This is a genomic window from Streptomyces sp. NBC_00154 (genome assembly GCF_026342835.1).
Taxonomy (GTDB): Bacteria; Actinomycetota; Actinomycetes; order Streptomycetales; family Streptomycetaceae; genus Streptomyces.
The window spans coordinates 3,981,681-4,006,621 of the sequence record NZ_JAPEMI010000001.1 but is presented as its reverse complement, the minus strand read 5'-3'; the positions used below and the strand labels follow the sequence as shown (position 1 = coordinate 4,006,621).

The window sequence follows — 24,941 nt, the reverse complement described above, 5'->3', positions numbered from 1 at the left end:
TGGCGTTGACTTTTGGCACGCTGTTGAGTTCTCAAGGAACGGACGCTTCCTTCGTACTCACCCTCTCGGGCTTTCCTCCGGGCTTTCCCTTCGGTCTTGCGTTTCCGACTCTATCAGACTCTTTCGTGTCCGATTCCCGGTCGAAGCGGGTTCCGCTTTCCAGGTTTTCGCTTTCGCGTTTCCCTTTCCGGCGGTTCCAACCTTACCAGACTCATTTTCGTTCCGTTTCCGGTCCGAATTTGATTCCGATTGGCCGTTGGAGTGGCCTTTGCCTTTCGGCTAATTCGACTTTATCAGAGGCGTTTCGGCCGAGCTAATCGGCTTCGTGGCCCAGATAAGGGAATCGACGGCTCTTCAGGAATTCAATTTCCAGATGAGCGAGATGGAGACTATCCGTTGAGCCTTGACTTGTCCAGTCCGACTCAACCGTTAAAATCTACCTCCCCCTGTCCACCATGTCAACGGTCTCTTGGGGCGACGAGCAGACTAGCAGGTCAGCGGGGTCGTACGCACATCAGGCGGCGGCGGGGAGCTCAGCGCTCCGCTCGGTGGCGTCGACGTCTCCCGCTTCGCCGGCTCGGGCCGCTCGGCCGCCCAGTACGTAGACGTACACGAGGAAGGCCAGCTCGGCCGCTATACCGATGGCGATACGGGCCCAGGTCGGGAGGCCCGAGGGGGTGACGAAACCTTCGATGACGCCGGAGACGAACAGAACCAGGGCCAGGCCTATGGCCATACCGATCGCGGCCCGGCCCTGTTGCGCGAGCGCGGATCGCCGGGTCTGCGGGCCGGGGTCGATGACCGTCCATCCCAGGCGGAGGCCCGTACCGGCTGCGACGAATACTGCGGTCAGTTCGAGCAGGCCGTGCGGGAGGACCAGGCCGAGGAAGGTGTCCAGGCGGCCGGCCGACGACATCAGTCCGATGCCGACCGCGAGATTGAGGACGTTGACGAAGAGGATCCAGATGACCGGGAGGCACAGGAACGCCCCCAGCACCAGGCACATCGCGGCGGCCTGGGCGTTGTTCGTCCAGACCTGAGCTGCGAACGAGGCTGCCGGGTGGCTGGAGTAATACGTCTCGTACTCCCCACCGGGGTTGGTCAGTCGACGTAGATCGTCCGGGGCGCCGATGGCCGACTGGACTTCCGGGTGGGTGCCGATCCACCAGCCCATGAGTGCGGCCAGGAGAGTCGAGAGCACGGCCGTGGGTATCCACCAGTGCCTCGAGCGGTAGACCGCGGCCGGGAAGCCGGCTGTCAGAAAACGGGTGGCGTCGCGCCAGGAGGCCCGGCGGGTTCCCGTCACCGTGGATCGGGCGCGGGCCACGAGCTGGGTGAGGCGTGCGGTGAGCATCGGGTCCGGGGCGCTGGACTGGATCAGTGAGAGATGCGTGGCCGTCCGCTGGTAGAGGGTGACGAGCTCGTCGGCCTCCGTGCCGGTGAGTCGGCGCCCGCGGTGCAGGAGATGGTCCAGGCGGTCCCACTCGGTTCGGTGGGCGGTCACGAATACGTCGAGATCCATGGTCGGCTGCTGCTCCAGGCATGGGTGCGTACGGGTCCGTACTACTGCGGCGCGCTGCGGGTCAGCTTGACAGACTGAGGTCCCGAGGGGCAGGGAAGGTCGGCGAAGGGTGGGCGGCGATGAGTGAGCTTGTGACCGGGGATGCGGTCGTACTGGGACTGCGGCCGGCGAGACTGCCGAGCCGCGCGTTGGCTCTGGCGATAGATCTTGTCGTGGTCTGGATCGTGTTCATCCTGGTGTCGATCGGGTTGACCATTGCGACGGTGACGTTGGACGAGGCGGCGAGTGCGGCCATTGCCGTCGCGACCTTTCTGCTGGTGCTCGTGGGCGGGCCGATCGCGGTCGAGACGCTCAGCCATGGGCGTTCGCTGGGGAAGCTCGCTTGTGGCCTCCGGGTGGTGCGGGACGACGGAGGGCCGATCCGGTTCCGGCACGCGCTGGTGCGCGGGGCGATGGGGGTCGTCGAGATTCTGATGACGCTCGGGGTCTTCGCCTGCATCGCGTCGCTGGTGTCGGCGCGGGGGCGACGGCTCGGGGACGTCTTCGCGGGGACGCTCGTCGTGCGGGAGCGGGTGTCGGCCGGGCGCGGGATCAGTGTGCCGCCTCCGCCGCCGTGGCTGGTCGGGCGATTCGCCGGGCTGGATCTGTCAGCGGTGCCGGACGAGCTGTGGCTGGCGATACGGCAGTACCTGACGCGGATGCAGCAGCTCGACGCTGAGGTGGGGCTGTCGATGGCGGAGCGGCTGGCCGGTGAGCTGGCGGAGCGTACGGGCGTTCCGGTGCCGCCGGGGGTGCCGGCCGCGGCGTATCTGGCCGGCGTGGTGAACGAGCGGCAGGCGCGGGATGCCCGGCGGGTGTTCGCCGCTGCGCAGGCCGATTCCCTCGGGCAGGGGGGCATGGGCGTCGGTTCGGCGCCGGTGGGAGTGGTGGGGCCTGCAGGGGCGGTCAGCTCGGTCAGCTCGGTCGCCCCTGGAGCCGCTGTTGCCCACGTAGTGCCTGCTGTCCCTGCGGCTCCTGTTGAACCCGGGGTTTCTGGGGCGGAGGAGCCGGGGGTCCGGAAGCCGGGTACGGGGTTCGCGCCGCCTGCCTAGCGGGGGGAGGGCGGGGTTTCCAGGTCTTCGAGCTCGATGCCGGGGGCCGAGAGGACTACGTCGCCGGCGATGTGGACGGTGTGCTGTTCGCCCGTGTCCAGGGCGTTGACCTGGTATTCGTCCACCATCAGAGGGCCGTTGTCAGTGGCGTGCGCTTCACTGTTCACCAGGGCCCAGGACTGGTCGACGGTACGGGGGGCGAGGACCGGGTCCGTGAAGGCGACGAGACGGATGCGGGTCGCGGGGGAACCGGGGGTGAGGCGCAGCAGGCGTGAGGTCGCGATGAGAAATGCGGGGGATGTGCCGGTGAAGCCGTGGGCGCGGACATTGCCTTCGGTGGCATGAGTGCCGGTCGGGTCGGTGCGGACCCAGGTGACGCCTTCGAGGGCGGCGCCGCGGATCTGCCAGCTCGAGGCGTGCAGTTCGAGGCGGATGGGGCGGCCGAGTTCGTCGAGGGCCAGATCGACGGAGCCGAGGTGGTCGCCGGAGGGGGCGATGGTCTGGGAGACGTAGCGCCAGCCGGAGGGGCCGGGGGCGCAGTGGAAGTGTTCTTCGCCGAGGGGGGTGTGGTCGTGGGGATCGTGGAGCGAATAACGGCCGCGTGGCATGGGGTCCTTCGGGTTCCTCGGGCTGTGCGGGTGCGGTACGGCGCAGGCCCCCGACACGGGGGTGCGGGGGCCTGCGCTCGTATCTGCTGCTGAGGTTGCGGCTGTTCCGGCCGTCAGCGACCGGTCACCGGCCGGCGGTGAGCTGTGCGGTCGATGACGGGCGGGACCGCTGCCGGATCAGTAGCGGTAGTGGTCGGGCTTGTACGGGCCTTCGACCTCGACGCCGATGTACGCGGCCTGCTCGGGGCGGAGCGTCGTGAGCTTCACGCCGAGCGCGGCAAGGTGGAGGCGGGCGACCTTCTCGTCGAGGTGCTTGGGCAGCACGTAGACGTCGGTCGGGTACTCCTCGGGCTTGGTGAACAGCTCGATCTGGGCCAGGGTCTGGTCCGCGAACGAGTTGGACATCACGAACGAGGGGTGGCCGGTGGCGTTGCCCAGGTTCAGCAGGCGGCCCTCGGACAGCACGATGATGACCTTGCCGTCGGGGAACGTCCAGGTGTGGACCTGCGGCTTGACCTCGTCCTTGACGATGCCCTCGATCTTGGCGAGGCCGGCCATGTCGATCTCGTTGTCGAAGTGGCCGATATTCCCGACGATCGCCTGGTGCTTCATCTTGGCCATGTCGGCGGCCATGATGATGTCCTTGTTGCCCGTCGTGGTGACGAAGATGTCGGCCTGGGCGACGACGTCGTCGAGCGTGGCGACCTGGTAGCCGTCCATCGCCGCCTGCAGAGCGCAGATCGGGTCGATCTCGGTGATGATGACGCGGGCGCCCTGGCCGCGCAGGGACTCCGCGCAGCCCTTGCCCACGTCGCCGTAACCGCAGACGACGGCGGTCTTGCCGCCGATGAGGACGTCGGTGGCGCGGTTGATGCCGTCGATCAGGGAGTGGCGGCAGCCGTACTTGTTGTCGAACTTGGACTTGGTGACGGCGTCATTGACGTTGATCGCCGGGAACAGCAGGGTGCCGTCGCGGTGCATCTCGTACAGACGGTGCACACCGGTCGTGGTCTCTTCGGTGACGCCGCGGATCTCGGACGCCAGCTGCGTCCACTTCTGCGGGGACTCGCCGAGGGTGCGGTTCAGCAGGGTGAGGATGTGGCCGTACTCCTCGCTGTCCGCGGTCGACGGGTCCGGGGCCGCACCGGCCTTCTCGAACTCGACGCCCTTGTGGACGAGGAGGGTGGCGTCACCACCGTCGTCGAGGATCATGTTCGGGCCGCCGGTGGGGGTGTTGGGCCAGGTCAGGGCCCGCTCCGTGCACCACCAGTACTCTTCGAGCGTCTCGCCCTTCCAGGCGAAGACCGGGACGCCGGCGGGGGCGTCCGGGGTGCCGTTCGGACCCACGGCGATGGCCGCGGCGGCGTGGTCCTGGGTGGAGAAGATGTTGCAGGAGGCCCAGCGGACCTCGGCGCCGAGGGCGACCAGGGTCTCGATGAGCACGGCGGTCTGCACGGTCATGTGCAGCGAGCCGGTGATGCGGGCGCCGGCGAGCGGCTGCGCCGCGGCGTACTCCTTGCGGATCGACATCAGGCCGGGCATCTCGTGCTCGGCGAGCGTGATCTCCTTGCGGCCGAACTCCGCGAGGGAGAGGTCGGCGACCTTGAAGTCCTGTCGATTGGCGACCGTCGTCATAACGGGCTGCTCCTCGTAGTGGGTGTCGAGGGTGGGTACGGCTGGCTCTGCGGCGGCGGACACAGAAATGCCCGGGCGCTCGCAGCGCAGTCCGTCGGAGGCCCTCTCTCCCTCGCCCGGTCCGCATGCGCGGAGCGGCCGACCGCCATCAGCAGCGACGTCTGACACTGCCATCGAATCTACACCGATCGGGCCGACCGCTCCCAGCCCGCCCGGGGCCGGAAGTGATCCGGAGGGGGCCGGGGCGAGGTACGGGTGGATCAGTGGTCGGGTTGTGTCGGGGCGGCGTCAGGGACATCGGGAGCGCCCGGAGCCGTGGCCGGGTTGGTGCCCGTGGCGGCGGCCGCCTCGTTGAAGATGTCCGGTTCCAGGTAGATGACCCGGGCGATCGGGACGGCTTCGCGGATGCGGGACTCGGCAGCATTGATGGCGTTGGCGACCTCGGTGGCGGTGTCGTCGTGCTGGACCGCGATCTTGGCGGCGACCAGCAGCTCTTCCGGGCCGAGGTGGAGCGTACGCATGTGGATGATGCGGGTGACGGTTTCGCCGTCGACGACCGCGGCCTTGATCTTTTCGACCTGGTCGGTGCCGGCGGCCTCACCGAGCAGCAGGGACTTCGTCTCTGCGGCGAGGACGATCGCGATGCCGATCAGCAGGATGCCGATGCAGAGCGTGCCGATGCCGTCCCAGACGCCGTTGCCGGTCGCCAGGGTCAGGCCCACACCGAACAGGGCGAGCACCAGACCGACCAGCGCGCCGAGGTCCTCCAGGAGGACGACCGGGAGCTCGGGGGCCTTGGCCCGGCGGACGAACTGGGTCCAGGTGAGCTCGCCGCGGCTCTCGTTGGACTCCTTGATGGCGGTCCGGAAGGAGAAGCCCTCGGCGATGATCGCGAAGACCAGCACGCCGACCGGCCAGTACCAGGCCTCGAGCTCGTGCGGGTGCAGGATCTTCTCGTAGCCCTCGTAGACCGCGAACATGCCACCGACCGAGAACAGGACGATGGAGACGAGGAAGGCGTAGATGTACCGCTCGCGGCCGTAGCCGAAGGGGTGCTGGGGGGTGGCTTCGCGCTGGGACTTCTTGCCGCCGAGCAGCAGCAGCCCCTGGTTGCCCGAGTCGGCGACCGAGTGGACGCTCTCCGCGAGCATCGATGACGAGCCACTGAACAGGAACGCCACGAATTTGGCCACTGCGATCGCGAGGTTGGCGGCGAGTGCCGCCACGATCGCCTTGGTTCCGCCTGACGCACTCATGGGTGCCTGGTGTCCCTTCTTCGGTGCTGCGGCCCTGGCGCCGCGGTACGGCCGGACATTGTTGCAGCCGCTGATGCGGACGGTACGTCAGGCCACCACTGTGGCACGGAACAGAGTCCCGGTACCGGACGCTTCGACCGTTTCGCCCGACGGTACGAAGACCGAGGAGCCGGGGACGAGATCAAGGGTGCCGACGCGGGGTGCGCCCGCGGTGCAGAGCAGGATCTGCGGGGTGGGCCTGGTCAGGTCGACGGGGGCGGCGCCGGGCGAGAGGTCGTAGCGCGACAGCCGGAACTCGTCGACCGGGGTCTCGTACAGCTCCTCGCCGGAAGGGGACGCCTCAGGGCGCAGGATGCCGGGGTCGGTCGCCTCGAAGCGGACGATGCGCAGCAGTTCGGGGACGTCGATGTGCTTGGGCGTCAGTCCGCAGCGCAGCACGTTGTCCGAGTTGGCCATGATCTCGACGCCGAGGCCGCCGAGGTAGGCGTGCGGGACGCCGGCGCCGAGGAACAAGGCCTCACCGGGCTGGAGTTGTACGTAGTTCAGCAGCATCGCCGCGATGACGCCCGGGTCGCCGGGGAAGTGGTGTGCGATGCGGGCGTACGGGGCGTGGGCGCCGCCGAGGCGTTCGGCGGCGGCGGCCGCGGCGGTCACCGTCTCGGCCATCTCGACGGGGTCCGCGGTGAGGATCGCCGTGAGCACCTCGCGCAGGGCCGCCTCTTCGGGGTGGGCGCCGAGGAGATCGACGTACGGCTTGAGGGAGTCGACGCCGAGTGCCGCCATCGCCTGCGCCGCCTCGGTGGGCCTGCGGAAGCCGCAGAGGCCTTCGAAGGGGGTGAGCGCGCAGATCAGTTCGGGCTTGTGGTTGGCGTCCTTGTACGTGCGGTGGGGCGCGTCGATCGGGACGGACCGGCGCTCCTCGTCCTCGTACCCCTTCTTGGCCTGCTCGAGGTCGGGGTGGACCTGGAGGGAGAGAGGGGCGCCTGCGGCGAGCAGCTTGAGGAGGAAGGGGAGGCGGGGGCCGAACTTCCCGACGGCGGCCGCGCCCAGCTCGCGCTCCGGGTCGGCGGCGATGACGTCGGTGAGGGGCTGCTCGGTGGGGGTTTCCGAGGCGCCGGTTATGCGGGTGAGGCGGGAAGGGGCTCCGGGGTGGGCGCCCATCCACATTTCGGCTTGGGGCTCGCCGGTGGGGGCGACGCCGAGCAGCTCGGGAATGGCGGTGGTGGAGCCCCAGGCGTAAGGGCGCACGGTGTTGGAGAGCCGGTCCATGGAGAGTTCGTCCTCGTGAGATGCGCGGATCGTGCGGTGCGGTGGTCGTGCGGTGGTCGTGCGATGCAGTGGGGCTGTGCTCGGTGCGGTGGTTTTGCCCGGTACGGGTGTGCGGTGCGGTCAGGCGTGGGCTGCCGAGGCCAGTGCCAGGTAGACGGCGGCGAAGTCGGTGACCGCGAGGAGCTCGGCGAGGGCTTCGAGTTCGCTGCCCTCGTCCGGTTCGAGTTCACTGACCGCCGTGTCGTGGCCGAGGGCAAGTTCGCGGGCGGCGGGGGCGGCGCTCAGACCGCCGGCGGGCCGGTCCCGGAGCAGGACGACCCGGGCGTGCAGGGCCTCCGCCTCGTCGACCCGGTCGCGGAAGAAGTCGTCGGGGTCGGCGCCGGCGGCGAAGGTGCCCGCCAGCAGCGCCCCATGGGCGGGGAGGGCCTCGGGGAGTTCGGCGGCGAGGGCCGGGCGGCCCGACAGCTCGGCGAGGACAGCGGCGAACCGGCGCCCGACCGGCCCCGCGGCATCGCCTTCCGTCCACACGAGCGGCAGGCTGCCGGCGAGCTCGGCGGCGAGCGTCTTGGCCGGGTTGCTGTACGTGGCGATGGCCGGGCCGCAGCGTTCCGCGGTGCGGTCCAGGCGGTCGGCGACGCTCTGGAGCGTCTCGGCGGGTGCGGTGATCAGGCCGACCCGGTCGAGCAGTGCGAGGAGTGGCGTGAACAGGGCCCAGAGCGTGCCTGGTCCGGCGGCCGACGTCTCGGCGTCGTACTCGCCGTGCGGGGCGGACGCCATCGGTACGACGAGGCCGTGCGCCCCGTCGACCGCTTCACGCAGTGGGGACTGCCGGGGGGCGACGGCGACGACCGTGCAGCCGCGCCGGTAGGCCTGTTCGGCGAGCAGGGCGAGGCCCGGTTCGGAGCCGTCTGCCGTGACGATCAGCAGCAGGTCGACGGAGCCGGCCCAGCCGGGGAGCGTCCAGCGCATGGCGCCCGCGGCAGGTGCGACGCCTGTGGGGTGGATACGGGTGACGGGTGCGGAGGCTCCCGCCAGCGCGCCGATCAGATCGGCGACGCCGGATGCGGCGGTGCCGGAGCCTGCGACCAGGACCGCCCGTGGGCGGCCCTCCGGGGCCAGCTCGGTGATCCCGGCCTCCGCCGCGTGCCGGGCGGCGGTACGGACGCGCGCCCCGGCCTCGGCGGCGCCGCGGAGCAGACCGCGGCGGTCGGCTCGGGCCAGGGCTTCCGGGGCGTCGAGCAACGACTCGTCGAGCATGGGGACGGGCCTCCGATCACGTGCTGATCACCGTGCGGGCTGCGGGGCTGCGGTTGTACGGGGGTGGGGGCGCCCGGCCCGGTGGGCGGCGGCGCTCCCGTGCCTCGCGCTACGCGGGGCGGCGGGCCTCGTCGACCAGGAGTACGGGGATGCCGTCCCGTACCGGGTAGGCCAAGCCGCAGTCCGTGCCGGTGCAGACCAGCTCGGGGCTGTCGGCTGCCGACCGGTCGTCGAGCGGGGAGTGACAGGCCGGGCAGGCGAGGATCTCCAGGAGGCCGGCTTCGAGCGGCATGGGGTGAGTCCCTTCAAGCATTCGAACAGGGGGTTCGGGTTCGCGCGGATCGGGCGACGTCAGCCTACCGCCGGGGTGGCGGGGGCGCGGCTCGACCGGAGGTGGGGCGGTCGCCCTGCGGGTGCGGGTGGGGGCGCCTGCGGCGGGCTGTTCCCCCACCCGCCCCTTCCCGGAACCGGGGCTCGGCCCCGGAACCCCGGTCCTCGAGCGCCGGACGGGCTGGAAGGATGCCCTCGAACGCCGGGTGCCCGGGGGTGCCCGGCGCGCCGCGAGGGGCCCGTCGGGCGCTCTCTCAGGTGGCCTCACACATCGGAGTCGTTCGATGCCGCCTGGCTTCGGACCATGGTCAGGACTTCGTCGCGTACCGCCGCCATCGTCTCTTCGTCGCGTGCCTCCACGTTCAGGCGCAGCAGCGGTTCCGTGTTGGAGGCGCGGAGGTTGAACCACCAGGCCGGTGCCGTGACCGTCAGGCCGTCCAGTTCGTCGAGCGTGATGTGGTCGCGGGTCTCGAAAGCGGCGCGCACCGCCGCTGTGCGGCCCGGCTGGTCCTCGACCGTGGAGTTGATCTCGCCGGAGCCGGTGTAGCGGTCGTACTGTGCGACCAGTCCCGACAGCGCGCCCGGCTGGCCGCCGAGGGCGGCCAGGACGTGGAGGGCGGCGAGCATGCCCGTATCGGCGTTCCAGAAGTCGCGGAAGTAGTAGTGCGCGGAGTGTTCGCCGCCGAAGATCGCGCCGTGTGCGGCCATCTCCGCCTTGATGAAGGAGTGGCCGACGCGGGTACGGACCGGGGTGCCGCCGTGTTCGCGGACGACCTCGGGGACCGACCAGGACGTGATCAGGTTGTGGATGACGGTGCCCTTGCCGCCGTTGCGGGTGAGTTCGCGGGCCGCGACCAGGGCGGTGATGGCGGACGGGGAGACGCCCGCGCCGCGTTCGTCGACGACGAAGCAGCGGTCCGCGTCGCCGTCGAAGGCGAGGCCCAGGTCGGCGCCCTCGGCCAGGACTCGGGCCTGGAGGTCGACGAGGTTCTTCGGGTCGAGGGGGTTGGCCTCGTGGTTGGGGAACGTGCCGTCGAGCTCGAAGTACATGGGGACGACGTCGAGCGGGAGCCCTTCTAGGACGGTGGGGACGGTGTGGCCGCCCATGCCGTTGCCCGCATCGACCACGACCTTCAGCGGTCGGATGGCCGTCAGGTCGACCAGGGACCGCAGGTGAACCGCGTAGCCGGTGAGGGTGTCGCGCTCGGTGACGGTGCCGGGGGTGGCGACCGGCTGCGGTACGCCCTGCTCGGCCCACTTCTCGATCAGGGCGCGGATCTCGGAGAGCCCGGTGTCCTGGCCGACCGGCGCGGCGCCGGCCCGGCACAGCTTGATGCCGTTGTACTGCGCCGGGTTGTGCGAGGCCGTGAACATCGCACCGGGCAGGCCGAGGCTGCCGGAGGCGAAGTACAACTGGTCGGTCGAGCAGAGACCGATGAGGGTGACGTCCGCACCGCGCGCCGCCGCGCCGCGTGCGAAAGCCGCGGAGAGGCCGGGCGACGAAGGCCGCATGTCGTGGCCGATCACGATCGCTTCGGCGTCCGTCACCTCGACGAACGCCGCACCGAACTGCTCGGCCAGCGATTCGTCCCACTGGTCGGGCACGACTCCGCGCACGTCGTACGCCTTGACGATCTGCGACAGATCAGCAGCCACGGGCCGGTCCTCCTGAGGTTTCTGCGGACCGCCCAAACTACCCGGCGGCCGTCCGGGCAGGCCGTGGGGTCTTGTGGCTGAGCAGTGGCGCAGCGGCGCGGCTGTGCGCGGTTGCCCGGCTGGGTCCACGGTGACCGGGGGCGGCCGGTCACTGCTCGGTCGTCAATCGGCGGGCGGGTCCGGTCTTGTGCTCAAGGCAGCATCCAGCCCAGCACCGTCGTGCTCTGCGCCAGCACGATCAGACACATCACCAGCAGCAGTCCCAGGCTCCACGGCAGCACCTTGCGCAGCAGGTCCCCCTCGCGCCCGGCCAGACCGACCGCCGCACACGCGATCGTCAGGTTCTGCGGGGAGATCATCTTGCCGAGCACCCCGCCGGAGCTGTTCGCCGCGGCGAGCAGCTCCGGCGAGAGACCCGATTCGCGTGCCGCCGAGACCTGGAGTGCGCCGAAGAGTGCGTTCGCGGAGGTGTCGGAGCCGGAGACCGCGACGCCGAACCAGCCGAGCACCGGCGAGAGAAAGGCCAGCCCGGCGCCCGCCGCGGCCACGAACTGGCCGATCGTGGCAGCCTGCCCGGAGAGGTTCATGACGTACGCGAGTGCCAGTACGGAGGTCACGGTGAGGATCGCGTACCGCAGTTCGTACACCGTGCCCGCCCACTCGCGCGCCGCGTCCCGGGGTCGTACACCGAGTGCGACGGCGGCGACCAGGCCGGCCAGCAGGACGAGGGTGCCGCCCGTGGCGATGACCGGGAGCGTGAAGAGGTTGGCGCCGACCGGCTTGCCCGCCGGGTTCGCGACGTCGAGAAAGGGCCAGTCGAAGACCCGGGTCGCCTCGGCCAGCAGCTCCTTCACCGGCGGGATCTGGGCGACGGAGAAGACGGCGACGATGAGGGCGTACGGGACGTAGGCGCGCAGCACTTCGCGGTGCGGGTCCTCGTGATCGAGGTCCGCGCTCCGTACGCCTGTCAGGACTGCTGCACGCACCGGTTCCTCGGCCGGCCTGCGTGCCCCGGGGACGGCCATCAGCGCTGCCGCGCCCACGAGCGCGGCAGCGATGTCCGTGAGTTGGGCGGAGACGTAGTTGGAGGCGGCGAACTGGGCACCGGCGAAGGCGATTCCGCAGACGAGTGCGGGCAGCCAGGTCTCGCGCAGCCCGCGCCTTCCATCCACCAGGAAGACCAGGATCAGGGGTACGAGGAGGGCCAGCAGCGGGGTCTGGCGACCCACGACGGAGGCCACGTCGTCCAGTGGCAGCCCGGTGATCTGGGCGAGCGTCACCACCGGGGTGCCCATGGCGCCGAATGCGACCGGTGCGGTGTTGGCCACGAGCGAGACGACGGCCGCCTTCACCGGGTCGAAGCCGAGCGCCACCAACATCACGGAGGAGATCGCGACGGGCGCACCGAATCCGGCGAGGGCTTCGAGGAGCGCGCCGAAGCAGAAGGCGATGACCAGCGCCTGGATGCGAGGGTCGTCCGAGAGCCGGCCGAAGGAGCGGCGGAGGATGTCGAAGTGCTGGGTGCGCACGGTCATCCGGTACACCCAGAGGGCGTTGACGACGATCCACATGATGGGGAAGAGGCCGAAAAGCACGCCCTGGGCGCCTGCGGAGAAGGTCTGCCCGAGAGGCATGCCGTACGCGAGCGAGCTGACGGCGACCGCGACGACGAGGCCGATGAGTCCGGCGCGGTGTGCCCGCATCCGGACCGCCCCGAGCAGCACCAGCACGGTGACCAGGGGAAGCGTCGCGACCAGAGCGGACAGGGCGAGCGAATCGGCTACGGGCTCGAGTTGCTGGACAAACACACAGACCTCCCCGGATTCCGTGATGCGGAAAACGATTTCTCACGGATGAGGAAATAGTCGTGTCCACGACAAGTTCTGGTCAATGCTCCGTACGCGAAAAGTTGTAACGGGAAATCATGGGCGGAGGACGCCGAGCAGCACGCCGCGGTCAGGAATCCGGCGAGCGCAGCACCCGAAGGTGGCCGCGGCGGGCGACCTCCATCGGGTCCGCCGCGCGCGGGCCGCCGCCTCTGGCCTCGGCGGCGCGTTCGTGCGGACGCGCGGCTTCCCGTACGGCGTTGGCGAGCGCTTCGAGGTCGTCACCGCTGGGGCGGGTGGGCGCGGAGGGGTCGGAGAGCCGCACCACTTCCCAGCCGCGCGGCGCGGTCAGCCGCTCACCGTGCTCGGCACAGAGGTCGTAGCAGTGGGGCTCGGCATAGGTGGCGAGCGGGCCGAGGACCGCAGTCGAGTCGGCATAGACGTACGTCAGTGTCGCGACGGCAGGGCGGCCGCACGCGGTGCGCGAACAGCGACGTACAGGGCTCACGATGTTGGACGGTACCGCACTCTTGAGCGGGCTGCGACGACTCTCCCTCAGGTCACCCCACCGTGTCGCACTGTGACCTCCGGCACAACCGCCTTTCGGGCAACTACCCTGACCTGCACCGGAAGAGAGAACCGCAGGTCGCAACGGCAACGATTCCGGTTATCACTCGATACAAAAGCTGTCATTAGGTAAGAGATCAGCGATCACGGACAGGGCCTGAAACGGGCTCAACGATGGCCGGAATGTTCAACAGTGGACATGCCGCTGCCCTGCCGGTGAGCGGCGATCCCACTGCCCCGCCGAGAGTTACGCTGCGTCGGTGATGGACAGTCCTGTACCGCCGCCCCACCCGTCCGAGCCGCGATCCGAACCGCGTCCGCGCCGTCGCGACCGCCACGGCCGCGGCATGCGCGGCCCCGTGGCTCCGCCCCAGGTGCCGCTCTCGGTCAGCAGGGCGGAGACCTTCCGTGATCTCGTGCAGGATTCGGTGGAGCGGCTGGAGCGGCGCTGGCCGCAGCTGGCCGATGTCGACTTCATGGTCCTCGATGTACCGGGGACGCACGAGGAGACCGTGCCGCTGGGGCGTGCGGTGTCCGCGGCGAAGGACCGGCCCGCGCAGATCGTCGTCTACCGGCGCCCCGTCGAGATCCGGACCAAGAGCCGCGACGAGCGTGCGCTGCTGGTGCACGAGGTCGTGGTGGAGCAGGTCGCGGAGCTGCTCGGGCTGTCGCCGGAGTCGGTGGATCCGCGGTACGGGCAGGACTAGCGGTACGGGCAGGACCAGCAGTACGGGCAGTACGGGCAGGACCAGCGGGTGCCCGACGGATCAGGCGCGGCCCCGGCCATGGATCCGCCGGGGCACTCCCTGGGGGTGTGAGTGCGGTACGGGGCGACGCTGTGTTCGGCGCCGCCCCGTACCCATTGCTCAGTCGTCCAGGACCGAGAGGTCCTGCTCTGCCGCCGGCACCTCGACCGTTCCGCCGTCGTCCGGAAGCGTCTGCACCGTGAACATCGGGATGCCGTCCTCCGGGAGAGTGAGCGTGCGGGCGGCGTGCACCGGGCCGCCCGACTCCGTCTCGACGGTCAGCGCGTAGCTTCCCTTGAGCCCGGCCGGCACCTGCGGGGTGACAGCGAGCGTCGTACCGCCCTTCACCGTGTACGTCTTGACGGTCCGTTCGCCGCCTCCGCTGCCGGCGGAGGCCGTGACCTTCACCGTGCCGGTGGCGCCCGGCGCGGTGAGGGAGAGGACCGACCCCTTCGCCCGGTTTCCGGCCACCGTGGCCTGCGCGCCCACCGGTCCGGTCGCCGGGATGTACGCGACCTCCTGCTTGTCACCGGTGCCGCGGACCACACGCAGCGCGGCCACCACCGGGGTGGCCTGTCCGCTCTGTGCCGGGGTCAGCAGCAGGGAACCCGCTTCACCCCTGGTGATGTCCTTCAGGTCGACGCCCGCGGTCATGCTGGACTTGACGTGGAGATCCTCGTGCCCGGCGGGCGAGATCGCGCCGCTCTTGCCCAGCAGTTTCAGCTTCAGGTCGGCATCCTCCTCGCCCGGCGCGAAGGCCACCAGCCGTACGGAGGTGGCGTCCGCCGGGATGCCGGGGAGGACCAGAGTGCCCGTCGGGTCGACGGAGGCGGTGAGCCAGTCGCTGCCCGCGCCGTCCGCCGCCCTGACGACGGCTCCGACGCGTCCGGTACGGGTGGTGACGTGGATCGTCACATCGTCGGCGACCTCGCTGGTCAGGGTGGAGATCAGGACCGGAACGCTGGATCTGGCAGGGACCGTGATGCCCTCGCCCACATCGGACTTGAGCGAGCCGTCCGGCCCGTACAGCTCGATGTCGGCGACGGCGGCGGTGTCGTCCGGGTTGGTGAGATGGACGTAGTCCTCGCTGGACTTCGCGGTACTGGCGGCCGGGAACCAGAAGTCCGTGTCGGGTCCGGTGCAGCTGACCCCGAGCAGGCCGCGGGAGGCGCCCGTGCTGACCGTGGTGGTCTGCTGGGTGGTCCAGCCGGGGGCCAGCTTGCCGGTGGCGGTGCCGACCAGGGCGGGGGCGTCGGAGCCGGACGCGTCGGCGGTGGCCGGCTTGCCGGGCTCCTTGAGGGAGACGACCGGCTTGTCGGAGCCCGCGGCCTTCTTCTTCGTGTCCTTCTTGGCGGTGGTCCCGTCGTCCGCATCCGCCGTGGTGGGCACCGACGGCTTCAGTTCCGCGGTGCCCGCCTCGCCGCCGGCCCCGGACGCCGGGGTGAAGGTCGTGTACGTCGTCTCCGCGAGTTCCGAGAGGCCGGGTGCCGGGCAGAGCAGGCTGGACCGCTCCACGGGCAGCCGCGCGGCGGCCTTCGCCCCCGTGGCGTCCGCGTCACCGGGCGCGGAGAGCGCGGCGAAGCCGGTGACGGCGGCGAGGGCTACGGTGCCCGCGATGAGGGACAGGTTGGTCGACTTCACTCGGACTCGCCTCGCGATGCGTTACCGGTCGGCCACGGGTTCTGGGCCGGGGCGGGATTCTCGTCGGGGTGCTGCGGGTCGTACGGGGCCTGCCGGCTGTACGGGGCCTGCGGGTCGTACTGGCCCTGCTCGTACTGGCTGTACTGACCCTGGTCGTACTGGCCGCCCTGGTCATACTGCTGCTGCGGGTAGCCGTACGGGTCGTACGCCTGGGCGGTGCCCTGCTGGTACGGATCGGCCTCGGGCTGCTGCTGCTCACCCTGGTACTGCGCGTAGTCGCCGCCCTGGTACTGCTGCGCGTCCCACTCGCCGTACTGGTGCTGCTGCGGTACGGACGCGTACTGGCCGTCCTCGCCCTGCGGCGCGTACCGGCCGTCGGCCTGCGGGTCGTACGGATCCTGGGCCTGGTGCACGTGGCCGTAGGCGTCGTCCGCTTCCGGCTGCTGGGCGTACGGGTCGGTCGCCTGCTGTGCGGAGATGTATTCCCCCGCCGCTTCCGCCGGCCGCTCCACGCCGTCGCCGTAGTCATCGCCCTCGTAGTCGCCGTCCTCGGCCTCCGCCTCCGCCTGCGCGGCCGCGCGCAGCCTGCGGGCCCGGCGTCCCTCGCCCGCGACCGGCTCGGCCGGAACCGTCGCGGACTCCTCGGGCAGGTCGTCGTCGATCTCCCGGCGGCGGCCCGGCAGGGCCAGGACCAGCAGGACCACGCCGAGCGCGGCCTGGGCCCAGATCCATGCGGTGTGGGTGAGCGGCGTCTCGTACGTGAGGTCCAGCCTGCCGCCCTCGGCGGGGAGCTCGAAGCCCTGCGCCCAGCCGTCGACGGTCCTGCCGGTCAGCGCCCGGCCATTGAGCGTGGCGTGCCAGCCGGGGTCCGCCGCGTCCGCGATCCGCAGCACCCGGCCGGAGCCGCCCGCCGGGATCTTGGAGTGTGCCTCGACGGGCTGGGAACCGACGGGCAGCTGTTCGCCGTCGGCACCGGACGGAACGATCATGATCCGGGCGATCTGGCGGTCGACGCGCCACAGCGCGCTGCCGTCCAGCTGGCTCAGCCGGCTCAGCCCCGGGGTGGCGTCGAGGACCCGGCTCATCTCGCGCGGTGCGCCGTCCCGTACGAGTACGTAACGGATCGCGAACCCGCTGAGCTGACTGCCCTGGTCGGCGCCGGAGCCCGCTACCAGGTTGGCGACGACCTTGTCGAGGTGGCTGTTGTCCCCGCCCGACACGGCCAGCTCGGCGTCGCCCAGCCGCGCGCCGGAGCCGCGGACCAGGGTGTACGAGACGGAGGCCGGCGAACTTCCGCCGAGCACCAAGGTGCGCGGCTGGTCACGGGTACTGCTCTCCTCCGCGACGAACGCGGGCACCTGCACCGGGTCCCGGCGCTCCACCGGACCCGCGGCGCCGCCGATCATCCAGCCGACGGCGGCCAGCGCCGGGGCCAGCACCGCGGCGACGGCGATCAGCGCGGCGACGGGCTGGCGCCAGCCGAAGCTCAGCTCCGCGACGCGCACCCGTGCGCCGTCCGCACCGACGAGCGCGGCGGCGATCAGCGCGATGCCGTAGACGAGGGTGGCGGGTCCGGCCCAGCCGGAGCCGTTGGTGAGTCCGGCGAAGACCAGGGCGACGAGCGCGACGGCCCAGGCGGCACGGACCGCGAACTGCCGCTCCCCGCGCAGCAGCGCGGCCAGTGCCGCGAGCACGATGCCGAGCAGCAGCACGACACCCGTGGCATTCGGGCCACCGGGGCTGATCCCGAGCAGATCGAGTGCGGAGGCCGAGCCCGTACCGAACTCCAGGCCCGCTTCCTTCAGGAACGACGAGGGGTCGCCCAGCAGCGACAGCGACCACGGTGCGAGGACGAGGAGCGGGGTGCCGATCGTGGCGAGGAAGCGGAGTCCGTACGCGGCGACGTCGTGACGGCGCAGCGCGAGGACACCGATACCGAGGACCACGGCCAGCGGCCAGACGACGGGCGTGAAGGCCATCGCAAGGGTGAGGAGCAGGGTGTACGCCCAGGTGGCGCGCCAGCTGCCGCGGGTGTCCCCGTTGCTGCGCATCCCGTACGCGGAGACGGCGGTGCGGGCGATGAGCGGCAGCAGGATCGCCAGTACGGCGGTGCCGAGGCGGCCGGTCGCGAGGGCGCCGGTCGCGGCAGGCAGGAAGGCGTACGCGATGCTCGCCCAGGCCCGCAGCAGCCGCGATTCGAGCAGCGGGCGGGAGACGAAGTACGCGGTGAGTCCGGCGAGCGGGACCGAGCAGACCAGCAGCAGAGTGAGCGCGAAGCCGGTCGAGCCGAGGAACAGCGCGGACAGGGCGGCGATCACGGCGAGGTAGGGCGGTGCGGTCTGGGTGCCGCCGGTGCCGACCGGATGCCATCCGTCCGCGTACCGCCCCCACAGGTCGGAGACGTCCGCAGGCGCGGGCAGCAGCGCGCCGCCCGCCAGTGCCCCGCCGCCGAGGAGGCCGCGGCAGGCGACGAGCGAGACGAGGAGCAGGACGGCGAAGAGCACCGGGCCGGGCTTGCGGCCGATCCGCTTGAGCCGTGCGAACTGCTCGATCTCCAGGAAGTCGGCGTCGTCACCGCCCGGTCCGGACTCGACGGCGCCGTGCCGTGAGCCGCCCGAGTCGGCGTCGGACCCGCTGCCGAAGTTTCCGGCGACCTGTTCGAAGGTGGCGCGGACGGTCGCGCCGGGCGGCGGGAACAGCCCCCGCAGTTCGGCCGCGTCCACCACTCCCTTGCCGCGTCTGCGCCGGGCCGCGAAGATCCTGCCGGGTCGCAGCAGGGTGCCGAAGAGTCCGGCGACCTCGTCGAGTGCCTGGCCGGGGACCTTGCCGACGAGATAGGCGAGGGTACGCACCAGGGTGCCGAGGACGAGCCTGAGCAGCACCCACGGCAGCATCTTGCCGCGGGCGTTGACGAGCATCGCGTAGACGGCACCGGCCTTGTCGACGCGGTGCGGGGAGGCTACGAAGCGGCCCGCGCAGTCGATGGGCCGGCGTTCCCTGGCGGAGGCCTCGGCATGCCGCAGGATGGCATCGGGGGCGACGAGCACCCGGTGCCCGGCGGCGTGCGCGCGCCAGCAGAGGTCGACGTCGTCACGCATCAGCGGGAGTCTGCGGTCGAACCCGCCGAGCTCCTCCCAGAGGTCACGGCGGATCAACATGCCGGCGGAGGAAACGGACAGCACGGTACGGACCTGGTCGTGCTGACCCTGGTCCTGTTCGCGCCGGTCGAGTCCGGTCCAGCGGCGCCCGCTGTTGGCGATGGAGACGCCGACTTCGAGGAGCTGCTTGCGGTCGTACCAGCCGCGGAGCTTGGGGCCGACGATCGCGGCGTGCGGGTCGGTGTCGACGACGCGGAGCAGCTCGGCGAGCGCATCGGGCTCGGGTGCACAGTCGTCGTGGAGCAGCCACAGCCACTGCACCGGTTCGCCGTGCGGCAGATCGGGCAGGTCGTACGCGTCGTCGCGCCAGCTTCTGGTGACCGGGTCCCAGCCGCTGGGGCGCCTCAGATACGGCAGGTCGTCGGGGGTGAGTTCACCGGCCGTGCGGACCGCCTCGTCGACGGCCGTGCCGAAGCTCGTACGACGTGCGAGGTGCAGGACGTGCTCGGCACCGAGCGCGTCGGTGACCAGCCGCGCGGAGTCGTCGGCGCTGCCGGTGTCGGCGGCGACGACGTGCTGTACGGGGCGTTCCTGCCCGAGCAGCCCGGCGAGCACGTCGGGCAGCCAGCGTGCGCCGTCATGGGAGACGAGCACGGCGGTGACGACATGCCGGGGGAACTCTGGGGCGGCGGCGGCTGCGTACGGCGCCGTCGATTGGCTGTGCACGGACATCGAGGTACGGGCCCTCCGGCCGGGTCCGGGGGGCGTCCCCCCGGGGGCTGCATCGGTGTACACGCGCGCTCCGTCGGGGCGTTGGCGCGTCTCGGACGGAGCCCCACACTAACGGTACGGATAACCGGGGTGGCGCGGAGCGGTTGAACGAGGACGGCGGCGGACCGGCCGTACGACCGGTCCGCGGACATGGCGATGGCCCGCCGCCTGCGGGCAGGGTGCAGGCGACGGGCCATCGTGGTCGGGGCCGCAGCGGTGTGGAGAGCGTGGTCCGGAGCGTGGTCGGTGGCGCTCCGGTGGCCGGGAGGCTCCGGCGGATCCGGTCCGGCGGCCGGTTGCACTGTGGGCTTCGTGGACGTCGTGGCTTCGCTGGCTTAGCGGCTTCGTCGACATCGCGACTTCGCGGGCTCAGCGGTTTCGTCGGCTTCGCGGTCAGACCGCGGCCTTCTTCAGCCGTCGTCGTTCCCGCTCGGAAAGACCGCCCCAGATACCGAAACGTTCATCATTTGAAAGGGCGTACTCGAGGCATTCGGACCGGACTTCACAGGCGAGGCATACCTTCTTTGCCTCGCGGGTCGATCCGCCCTTCTCGGGGAAGAAGGACTCGGGATCGGTCTGGGCGCACAGTGCGCGCTCCTGCCAGCCGAGTTCCTCGTCCGCGTCCTCGACCAGCAGTTGCTGGAACAGCTCGGTCATGTGCGCCCCTCGTCTGTCTCTTGCGTCCCCGTGATGCAGCCGTTATCGAATCGGCCGAACGACACGAGTGAAATTACAAGTGTGTGGATCCGGGCCAGTCAAGCGGAGATCTGCTATTGGGCCCGGTATTCACTCTGCGGAACCAAGCCTATGCAGAAAGTGTGCAAATCACCAAAAACCTGACATATGCCACAGGCTCCACCACGCCCCTGCTCGCCACAGGGTGAGACGTCCAAGAGGACGGTCGTGTTTCGATTTGATCACCGAAGCGATCAAGATCACAGTCGGGTCACGAGGCCGCTGTGACGTTTACGGACGCGGTTGTTGCGCCACATCTCCGCTACAACGACTGCACAAACCTTTCTCCGGCCGGAGTAACCGGATGAGGTGAAACATTGCCGCCAAATCGGGCATTGGGTTGACAGTGAGAGCTTTGCTCGGTTCTCCTTGATGCCATGCCAGCAAACTCAGCGATGCGCACCACCCACGTCCGTGGGTTCCGCACCGCTGTCCAGGCTCGCTGTTGCTGTTCCAGCTGTCTCAGCTGTTGATGCCGCCCCCGCTGTCGAAGCCCCCGCGCTCCAGCTAGTCACGGCCACCCCCGGACCCCGGCATCTCCGGTTCCGCTCGCTCCGCCAAGCCCTTTCTCCGGCCCGGCGGCACGCCCGGTCCCCACGGCCTTCGGTCCACGCGACACCCCCGCATCTGCGTCCGCACTTCTGCCCCGCACTCCCTTGCCGAGGAACCACCGCACCCATGAACAGCGACAGCGACCTTCAGATCGCCGGCGACATCCTCGAGGTTCAGCACCTCCTCCAGCCCGCGCGCAGGCACCCCTCCACGGTGGCCGAGTTCGTCGGGCTCGCCCGCACCATCGCCGCCGACCGCGAGCAGTGGGCGCCGCTCGTCCAGTACGACGCGACCATCCGCTGGTACCACCGGCTCCACACCGTCCCCCAAGCTCCCGGCTCCGCTCGAGCAGGGGAGCCCCCACTCGGCTACGAGGTGTGGCTGCTCAGCTGGGTCCCCGGCCAGGGCAGCGGGATGCACGACCACGGGCTGTCCTCAGGCGTACTGACCGTCCTGGAAGGCGAGTTGACCGAGCGCACGGAGCGCGGCAGCCGGTCGCTGGACTCCGGCGCGCAGCGCGTCTTCGCGCCCGGATACGTCCACGAAGTGGTCAACGACTCCCTCGAACCGGCCGTCAGCCTGCACATCTACTACCCGGGTCTGACCGAGATGCCGATGCACGCGGCGCAGTGCGCCCCGACGGCCGCCGACGTCGTATCCGCCTGACAGCCCACCCGTCGCCCGCCACCACCCCACCAACGATCAGGCTTCGCCTGACAGCCCACCCGTCACCCACCACCACCCCACCAACGATCAGGCTTCGCCTGACAGCCCACCCGTCGCCCGCCACCACCCCACCAAGGATCAGGCTTCGCCTGACAGACTGTTGTGCATGCGCATTGTGGTTCTGGCCGGTGGTATCGGTGGTGCTCGTTTTCTGCGTGGCCTCAAGCAGGCCGCGCCCGACGCGGACATCACGGTGATCGGCAATACCGGTGACGACATCCATCTGTTCGGGCTGAAGGTCTGCCCCGACCTCGACACCGTGATGTACACGCTCGGCGGTGGCATCAACGAGGAGCAGGGCTGGGGGCGTACCGACGAGAGCTTCCAGGTCAAGGAGGAACTCGCGGCATACGGCGTGGGACCCGAGTGGTTCGGGCTCGGCGACCGTGACTTCGCGACACATATCGTCCGTACGCAGATGCTGGGCGCGGGCTATCCGCTCAGCGCCGTCACCGAGGCACTCTGCGCACGCTGGAAGCCGGGAGTCCGGCTGCTGCCGATGTCCGACGACCGGGTCGAGACGCATGTCGCGATCGAGGTGGACGGCGAGAACCGGGCGATCCACTTCCAGGAGTACTGGGTGAAGCTGCGTGCCTCCGTGGAGGCCCGTGCGATCGTGCCGGTCGGCGCGGAGCAGGCCAAGCCGGCGCCCGGTGTGCTGGAAGCCATCGCCGAGGCCGACGTCATCCTCTTCCCGCCGTCCAACCCTGTCGTGTCGGTGGGGACCATCCTCGCCGTGCCCGGGATCCGGGAAGCCATCGCCGAGGCCGGGGTGCCGGTCGTCGGCCTCTCCCCCATCGTCGGGGACGCGCCGGTGCGGGGCATGGCGGACAAGGTGCTCGCCGCGGTGGGCGTCGAGTCGACGGCCGCGGCCGTCGCCCAGCACTACGGCTCCGGGCTGCTCGACGGCTGGCTCGTCGACACGGTGGACGCCGGGTCGGTCGAGGACGTGGAAGCCGCGGGCATCCGCTGCCGCGCCGTGCCGCTGATGATGACGGATGTGGACGTGACCGCCGAGATGGCGCGTCAGGCGCTGACGCTGGCCGAGGAGGTACGGGCGTGAGCGGCGGCGCGGCCGCCGGCGAGGCGCCCTCGTACCGGGTGTGGGCGCTGCCCGGGATGCCGGAGGTGCGGGCCGGGGACAACCTCGCGAAGCTGATCGCCGCCACCGAACCGGGGCTGGTCGACGGCGACATCCTCCTCGTCACCTCGAAGATCGTCTCCAAGGCGGAGGGCCGGATCGTCGAGGCGGCGGACCGGGAGGCGGCGATCGACGCCGAGACGGTACGGGTGGTGGCGCGCCGCGGCACGCTGCGGATCGTCGAGAACCGGCAGGGGCTCGTCATGGCCGCTGCCGGGGTCGATGCCTCGAACACCCCTGCCGGGACGGTGCTGCTGCTGCCCGAGGACCCCGACGCGTCGGCCCGGACGATCCGGGACGGACTGCGGGACACGCTCGGCGTCGAGGTCGGGGTCGTCGTCACGGACACCTTCGGGCGGCCGTGGCGCAACGGACTGACCGATGTCGCGATCGGGGCGGCCGGGGTGCGGGTGCTGGACGATCTGCGGGGCGGGACGGACGCGTACGGCAACCCGCTGAGCGCGACCGTCGTCGCCACCGCCGATGAGCTGGCCTCGGCCGGTGATCTGGTCAAGGGCAAGGCCGAGGGGCTGCCGGTCGCGGTGGTGCGCGGACTTTCGCATGCCGTGGACATGGGGGCCGGGGCGGAGGTGTCCGGGCGCGGTGCCGATGCCGGTGGCGTCGAGCCGGGGGCTCGGGCGCTGGTGCGGGTCGCGGCCGATGACATGTTCCGGCTCGGGACGTCCGAGGCGGTACGGGAAGCGGTGACCCTGAGACGTACGGTGCGGGAGTTCACGGACGAGCCGGTGGACCCGGGGGCGGTACGCCGCGCCGTGGCCGCGGCGGTGACGGCTCCGGCGCCGCATCACACGACACCGTGGCGGTTCGTACTCCTGGAGTCCGAGGAGTCGCGGACGCGGCTGCTCGACGCGATGCGGGATGCGTGGATCGCGGACCTGCGGCGTGACGGCAAGAGCGAGGAGTCGATCGCCAAGCGGGTGCGGCGGGGCGACGTGCTGCGCCGGGCGCCGTATCTGGCCGTGCCGTGCATGGTGATGGACGGCTCCCACACGTACGGGGACGCGCGGCGGGATGCCGCGGAGCGCGAGATGTTCGTGGTCGCGGCGGGGGCGGGCGTCCAGAACTTCCTGGTGGCGCTGGCCGGTGAGCAGCTCGGGTCGGCGTGGGTCTCGTCGACGATGTTCTGCCGGGATGTGGTGCGTGAGGTGCTGGATCTACCGGCGGAGTGGGATCCGTTGGGAGCGGTCGCCGTGGGGCGGGCTGCGGGGATGCCGCGGGAGCGCGGGGAGCGGGATGTGGCGGCATTTGTCGCGGTGCGGTGAGGGGCGCGGGGTGGGCTTACTCCCCGACCCGCCCCTTCCCGAAACCGGGGGCGGCCCCGGGACCCGGTTTCGCGACCTTCGGACGCGTTGTGTCCTCAATCGCCGGGCGGGCTTGATTTTGCCGGCTGTGCTTGAGGCCGCGGGCCTACAGGCGTGCGATGTCGCCCCGTGTCATGCGGGGGGCTCGGCGCGGTGGGGTGTGGCCCGAGAGCAGGATCAGGCGGGTGGCCCGATGGCGTTGGCCCTCGTAGGGGGCGAGCAGGTTCAGCATTTCCTCGTCGTCGGCGTTCCTGTTGCCTGCCAGGGCGTGGCCGATGATGCCGGGGAGGTGGAGGTCGCCCACCGTGACCGCGTCGGCGGCGCCATTGGCTCGTTGGAGCGTTTCGGCGGAGGTCCAGGGGCCGATGCCGGGGATCAGTTCGAGCCGGGCGGTGGCCTCCGGGAGGGGCATCGTGGCCGCTTCCTCCAGCCGTCGGGCCACGCGTACCGCGCGCAGGATCGTTGCCGATCGTTTGGCGTCGACGCCCGCGCGGTGCCATTCCCAGGACGGGATCAGCGACCAGGTGCGCGGGTCCGGCATCACGTGCAGACCGTGCGTGGTGAACAGGGTGGCCGCAGGGCCGGGGGCCGGGGTGCCGTAGGTCCGGACCAGAAGGCGCCAGGCGCGGTAGGCCTCGTCGGTGGTGACCTTCTGTTCCAGGATCGACGGGATCAGCGACTCCAGCACCAGACCGGTGCGCAGCAGCCGCAGTCCGGGACGGCGGTGCTGGGCCACGGCGACCAGACGGTGGCGCGGACGGAACTCCTCCGGTTCGTCCTCCGCACCGAGCAGGGTCGGGAGCTGGTCCAGGAGCCATGAGGCGCCGGGACCCCAGGCCGTCGCCCCGATCCGGCCGCCCCGGTCGGTGAGGTGGAGCGTGCCGGGGCCGGCCGGGGTGCGGGTGGCCCGCCAGACCGAGCCGTCCCGGTCGATACGGAACGTCGGATCGGCGGGACCGCGGCGCAGCGGGGCGAGGACGAGGCGCAGGTCGAGCGGGCCGGGTGGGGTCCACTCCCGGGTCAGTGCCTCGGGTACCTGCTGTGCCTCCGGTGCCCCGGGTTCCTGCTGTGCCTCCGGTGCCTGCGGCGCCTCGTCCGCTGCGGCCTGGCGCGGGACGGACCTGCTCGGGGCACTGCGGGGGGCGAATCGTCCTGCCACGGGTGAGGTCCTCGGTCGTCGGGGATACCTATC

The 24,941-nt window shown here is 70.9% G+C and carries 19 protein-coding genes; 5 read left to right on the top strand and 14 right to left on the bottom strand.

Translation table 11 applies throughout. The features are described from left to right. Window positions 1-514: 514 nt before the first annotated feature. Window positions 515-1,522 carry a stage II sporulation protein M gene (locus tag OHA03_RS18025; protein ID WP_267004858.1) on the bottom strand — a complete coding sequence of 336 codons (1,008 nt, stop codon included), beginning with the start codon at window positions 1,520-1,522 and terminating at the stop codon, window positions 515-517. Window positions 1,523-1,641: 119 nt separating this feature from the next. Here OHA03_RS18025 and OHA03_RS18020 point away from each other — a divergent pair, with 119 nt between their 5' ends. Further along, complete coding sequence (locus tag OHA03_RS18020) at window positions 1,642-2,613, top strand: RDD family protein (protein ID WP_267004857.1); 972 nt, start codon at window positions 1,642-1,644, stop codon at window positions 2,611-2,613. Here the strand turns inward: OHA03_RS18020 and OHA03_RS18015 are convergent. The 9 genes from OHA03_RS18015 to OHA03_RS17975 form a co-directional block, all read right to left on the bottom strand. Next, complete coding sequence (locus OHA03_RS18015; protein ID WP_267004856.1) at window positions 2,610-3,221, bottom strand: hypothetical protein; 612 nt, start codon at window positions 3,219-3,221, stop codon at window positions 2,610-2,612. The two genes, OHA03_RS18020 and OHA03_RS18015, sit on opposite strands and share 4 nt — an antisense overlap. A 177-nt stretch (window positions 3,222-3,398) precedes the next feature. Then, window positions 3,399-4,856: an adenosylhomocysteinase gene (gene ahcY / locus OHA03_RS18010; protein ID WP_267008086.1), complete on the bottom strand. Its 1,458-nt coding sequence runs from the start codon at window positions 4,854-4,856 to the stop codon at window positions 3,399-3,401. Window positions 4,857-5,116: 260 nt separating this feature from the next. Continuing rightward, window positions 5,117-6,112 (bottom strand): cation diffusion facilitator family transporter, encoded by a 996-nt coding sequence (locus tag OHA03_RS18005; RefSeq protein WP_267004855.1) that lies wholly within the window; start codon window positions 6,110-6,112, stop codon window positions 5,117-5,119. An 87-nt stretch (window positions 6,113-6,199) separates the two neighbouring features. After that, window positions 6,200-7,381 (bottom strand): mannose-6-phosphate isomerase, class I, encoded by a 1,182-nt coding sequence (manA, locus tag OHA03_RS18000; protein ID WP_267004854.1) that lies wholly within the window; start codon window positions 7,379-7,381, stop codon window positions 6,200-6,202. A gap of 120 nt (window positions 7,382-7,501) precedes the next feature. After that, complete coding sequence (locus OHA03_RS17995; RefSeq protein WP_267004853.1) at window positions 7,502-8,638, bottom strand: SIS domain-containing protein; 1,137 nt, start codon at window positions 8,636-8,638, stop codon at window positions 7,502-7,504. 109 nt (window positions 8,639-8,747) lie between these two features. Beyond that, complete coding sequence (locus OHA03_RS17990) at window positions 8,748-8,930, bottom strand: Trm112 family protein (RefSeq protein WP_030927015.1); 183 nt, start codon at window positions 8,928-8,930, stop codon at window positions 8,748-8,750. Between the two features lie 302 nt (window positions 8,931-9,232). Continuing rightward, on the bottom strand, window positions 9,233-10,624 hold the full coding sequence (locus tag OHA03_RS17985) for a phosphomannomutase/phosphoglucomutase (protein ID WP_267004852.1): 1,392 nt from the start codon (window positions 10,622-10,624) through the stop codon (window positions 9,233-9,235). Window positions 10,625-10,815: 191 nt separating this feature from the next. Then, window positions 10,816-12,432 (bottom strand): L-lactate permease, encoded by a 1,617-nt coding sequence (locus OHA03_RS17980; RefSeq protein ID WP_267004851.1) that lies wholly within the window; start codon window positions 12,430-12,432, stop codon window positions 10,816-10,818. A gap of 148 nt (window positions 12,433-12,580) precedes the next feature. Then, entirely contained in the window at window positions 12,581-12,958 is a 378-nt protein-coding gene (locus tag OHA03_RS17975; protein ID WP_030927009.1) for a DUF3499 domain-containing protein, read from the bottom strand. Between the two features lie 322 nt (window positions 12,959-13,280). On the opposite strand from OHA03_RS17975, the gene OHA03_RS17970 reads away from it, so the two are divergent. After that, a complete protein-coding gene (locus OHA03_RS17970) occupies window positions 13,281-13,724 on the top strand; it encodes a metallopeptidase family protein (RefSeq protein WP_267004850.1) in 444 nt (147 codons plus the stop codon). A gap of 159 nt (window positions 13,725-13,883) precedes the next feature. Here OHA03_RS17970 and OHA03_RS17965 read toward each other — a convergent pair whose 3' ends face one another. From OHA03_RS17965 to OHA03_RS17955, 3 genes are all read right to left on the bottom strand, one after another. Further along, window positions 13,884-15,404 (bottom strand): DUF5719 family protein, encoded by a 1,521-nt coding sequence (locus OHA03_RS17965; RefSeq protein ID WP_267004849.1) that lies wholly within the window; start codon window positions 15,402-15,404, stop codon window positions 13,884-13,886. Continuing rightward, a complete protein-coding gene (locus OHA03_RS17960; RefSeq protein ID WP_267004848.1) occupies window positions 15,401-19,234 on the bottom strand; it encodes a glycosyltransferase in 3,834 nt (1,277 codons plus the stop codon). Before OHA03_RS17960 ends, OHA03_RS17965 begins: the two co-directional genes overlap by 4 nt. Before the next feature lie 432 nt (window positions 19,235-19,666). Further along, window positions 19,667-19,930, bottom strand: coding sequence for a WhiB family transcriptional regulator (locus OHA03_RS17955; protein ID WP_030927001.1), 264 nt, complete (start codon window positions 19,928-19,930; stop codon window positions 19,667-19,669). Window positions 19,931-20,686: 756 nt separating this feature from the next. On the opposite strand from OHA03_RS17955, the gene OHA03_RS17950 reads away from it, so the two are divergent. The 3 genes from OHA03_RS17950 to OHA03_RS17940 all read left to right on the top strand — a co-directional run bounded on the left by OHA03_RS17950 (window position 20,687) and on the right by OHA03_RS17940 (window position 23,710). Then, a complete protein-coding gene (locus OHA03_RS17950; RefSeq protein ID WP_267004847.1) occupies window positions 20,687-21,226 on the top strand; it encodes a cysteine dioxygenase family protein in 540 nt (179 codons plus the stop codon). Between the two features lie 166 nt (window positions 21,227-21,392). Further along, entirely contained in the window at window positions 21,393-22,349 is a 957-nt protein-coding gene (cofD, locus tag OHA03_RS17945) for a 2-phospho-L-lactate transferase (RefSeq protein ID WP_267004846.1), read from the top strand. Further along, complete coding sequence (locus OHA03_RS17940) at window positions 22,346-23,710, top strand: coenzyme F420-0:L-glutamate ligase (RefSeq protein WP_267004845.1); 1,365 nt, start codon at window positions 22,346-22,348, stop codon at window positions 23,708-23,710. The genes cofD and OHA03_RS17940 overlap by 4 nt, the downstream gene beginning before the upstream one ends. Window positions 23,711-23,855: 145 nt before the next feature. Here the strand turns inward: OHA03_RS17940 and OHA03_RS17935 are convergent, their stop codons facing one another. Further along, a complete protein-coding gene (locus OHA03_RS17935; protein WP_267004844.1) occupies window positions 23,856-24,908 on the bottom strand; it encodes a DNA-3-methyladenine glycosylase in 1,053 nt (350 codons plus the stop codon). Between the last annotated feature and the right edge of the window lie 33 nt (window positions 24,909-24,941).